The organism is Aquidulcibacter sp. (genome assembly GCF_020253525.1).
Classification (GTDB): domain Bacteria; phylum Pseudomonadota; class Alphaproteobacteria; order Caulobacterales; family Aquidulcibacteraceae; genus Aquidulcibacter.
In genome coordinates this window covers 1-3030 of the sequence record NZ_JADCBK010000020.1, presented here as the reverse complement: position 1 = coordinate 3030, position 3030 = coordinate 1, and the positions used below count along the sequence as shown (strand labels likewise).

General features: G+C 55.7%; 3 protein-coding genes. All 3 read left to right on the top strand.

Translation table 11 applies throughout. The features are described from left to right. Positions 1-193: 193 nt before the first annotated feature. A complete protein-coding gene (locus IOB61_RS02720; protein ID WP_290811809.1) occupies positions 194-1345 on the top strand; it encodes an LptF/LptG family permease in 1152 nt (383 codons plus the stop codon). Further along, entirely contained in the window at positions 1335-2432 is a 1098-nt protein-coding gene (locus tag IOB61_RS02715) for an LptF/LptG family permease (protein WP_290811806.1), read from the top strand. The genes IOB61_RS02720 and IOB61_RS02715 overlap by 11 nt, the downstream gene beginning before the upstream one ends. An 81-nt stretch (positions 2433-2513) precedes the next feature. Continuing rightward, on the top strand, positions 2514-3030 hold a 517-nt coding region (locus IOB61_RS02710), incomplete at its 3' end, for an LptA/OstA family protein (RefSeq protein ID WP_290811803.1).

Sequence of the window (3030 nt, the reverse complement as noted above, 5' to 3'; positions counted from 1 at the left end):
TGTTGCGGCAGTAAATTCAATTTTCATAGCTTTCACGCTCCCAAATGCTGGGTCAGCCCACCGTGGCGCGCCGACAAAAAACCGATCCAGCCAAGCTGGATGTAAAGATGGTGGCTTCTAAATTGCGCGGCACGGTGTTAGGTGCAACTGGCAAGCTGTCAATCGTTGCCTCCCCAGCGCAGCTAACGGAACCATGAATAAGCTCCAACGCTATTATTTTGGCCAATTGGTCCCCGTGTTTCTCCTGATCATGGTCGGGCTGACGCTGATTGCCTTATTGACCCAGAGTCTTTCCCAATTGGATTTGCTCTTTGAGCGTGGCCAAAGTGCGGCAACCTTTCTGGGTATTTCTCTGCTGGCCACCCCGCAAATCATGGCCATTGTTATGCCGGTGGGTCTATTTGCTGCCGTGAGCTGGACCTATGGGCGCTTGCATCAGGATAATGAGATCATTGTCGCCTATGGGGCTGGCTGGACCTTATGGCGCGTGGCAGAGCCTGCCTTCCGCTTGGCCGCGATGGGAGCGGTGGCAGCGCTTGCCGTCAACCTGTTCGTACAACCCTTGGCCTTGCGAGAAATGCGCGAGCGTTTGTTTGAAATTCGTGCCGATTTTGCCAGCTCTATGGTGCGGGAGGGGGAATTTCGGTCCAGTGTCGATGGTTTGATGGTTTTTGCCCGCCGGATAGACCGCGATGGTACACTCAATGGCATGATCATTTCCGACACCAAATCTGCCGCCAACCCCGTGATCTATGTTGCCCAGCGCGGCACCATTGCCAAGCTTGAAACGGGGCCCGTGATTGTCCTGCAAGATGGGGCGGTTCAACGAAAGCTCGACAATGGGCAAGTGGATTTGATCGGCTTTTCCAATTATGTGGTGGAGCTTCGCGGGTTTGCCGACAAAAATCTTGAGCTGTTTTACAAGCCGTCAGACCGCTTCTTACCGCAATTGCTAAAGCCTGATCTGACCGATTATTGGGACAGAGACCATGTCGGCGACCTCTTGGCAGAAGCCCACCGTCGCCTTGCGGCCCCCATCATCTGCCTTTCTTCTGTCGCCTTGGCTATGCTGGCAATATTAGGGGGCTCTTTTTCCCGTCAGGGCTATGCTGCCCGGGTTGGCTGGGCGTTTGGTGGCCTGATTTTCATGCTGTTGAGCTTTACCGGGCTTATTCCAACAGTTGCAGACCAGCCAGCCCTCGGGCTCGTGCTATACCTGATCCCCTTGGCCGTTCTGTTTTTTGCAACCCGATCGATGCGCGCGCGGTTGCCGAGTTTTGTGATCCTGTCTGACAAATTTGTGCCGAGGTCAAAATCCAAAGCGCGAGGTGGCTATGCGCATTAGTCGGCTCGACCTCTATATTTTCCGCCTCACTTTGTTCGGCATTTTGGTGGCCGCAGGCGGTGTCTGTCTGTCGATCATTTTGGTCGATATTGTGGAGCAACTTCGCAATGTTTCCGGGGTAGCCAATGCCAACACCTTTACCGCGTTGCGCTTCACGCTCATGCGCACGCCGGGCATTTTAGAGCTCGCTTTGCCCTTTGCGGTGCTGGTGGGTTCGATCGTGACCTTTATGCGGCTGGCACGGAGTTCTGAGATCGTTGCAATGCGGGCGTCAGGTGTTTCAACCTGGCGGTTTTTGAGCCCAGTGGCGGTCTTGGCAGCTTTGGTTGGCCTGTTTGCGATCTTCATCCTAGGCCCGTCGGCAGCCCGCCTGAACCTTGCCTACGAAACCCAACTTCAAGCTTTGACCGCCGTTGCAACCACCAAGACAGGCGAAGGCGGCCGTACCATGATGTGGATCAAGGACCGCACTCCCGATATGCAACTAACTATTTCGGCCGAAGCGGGCAGTGCGGGGCTTTATAGCAATGTGACTTTACTTGCCTTCGCAAAGGCCGATTCGCGTTTCCTTGCCCGCTATGACGCCAAAACCGCGCGGCGCACCGACCAAGCTTGGACCCTGACCCAAGGTGTGAAGTCGGCGATTGGTAGCCAGCCAGTCCCGTTTGAAACCTTGACCTTCCCCATTCTAAAGGACCGACTGGACGACAGCCAAAAGAATAAGGATGCGACAGCCCGCGCGATGTCGATTTGGGAACTTCCCCGCGCAGCACGCGAAGCAGAAGCCTCTGGTGGGTCGCCCCAGCGCTATTGGCTTCAATTCCACCGTAAACTGGCTTTGCCCATCGCGCTTTTATCCATGGCGATGATTGCCGCTGTTCTATCATTGAGTGGGGATCGGTTTGGACAGCGCGCCATCATGGCCGCTGCAGCGATTTCAGCGGGGCTTGTAGTCTATTTTGTCAATGATATCTCGGGGGCTTTGGCAACCGCGGGCTATGCGCCAAGCTGGATTGCGGCTTGGTGCCCGCCCCTTGCCGCCCTCTTTATCGCCCTTGCAACAGTCTCTTATCGCGAAGATGGGTGAGCTTAGCCGCTAGACGTAAGGTGAGTCGCTCTTTACACCCGTTCGAACACCCCCGCTCTGGCGACTCTTCAAGGATCGGTCATGTCGCGCGCACTGCAACGTCAGTTACTGGCCGTCTCGCTTGGAACCCTTTTGGTTCCAGCGCTTGCCATCGCGCGGGAAAAACCGGACTGGAATCTGAAAGAAGCCCCAACCGCGAAAATTTCATCCAAAGCGGTCACCCCGGCGGCGCCACCGCCCAAAGGCAAGCCCGAAGACCCTGTTCTTTTGGAAGCCGACACAATTGAACAAGGCGATGAGGCCGGTGTCTTGATTGCCAAGGGCAATGTTACCGCCCGCAATAATGGCCGAACCGTTCGCGCCGACCAGATCAATTACAACCAAAACACCGGTATTGTGAAAGCCTTTGGCAATGTCACCGTCGTGAATGCCGATGGCTCAACCACCTTTGCCGACGAACTTACCCTAGACGACGAATTATCCAGTGGTGTGGCCGGCAATTTTGCCTCCCGCTTTGCCGATGGCTCCACCTTGGCGGCCAATGCGGTGGTTACGCGCGAAGGCGACCGGAAACTGATGTCACAAGCGGTCTATACCG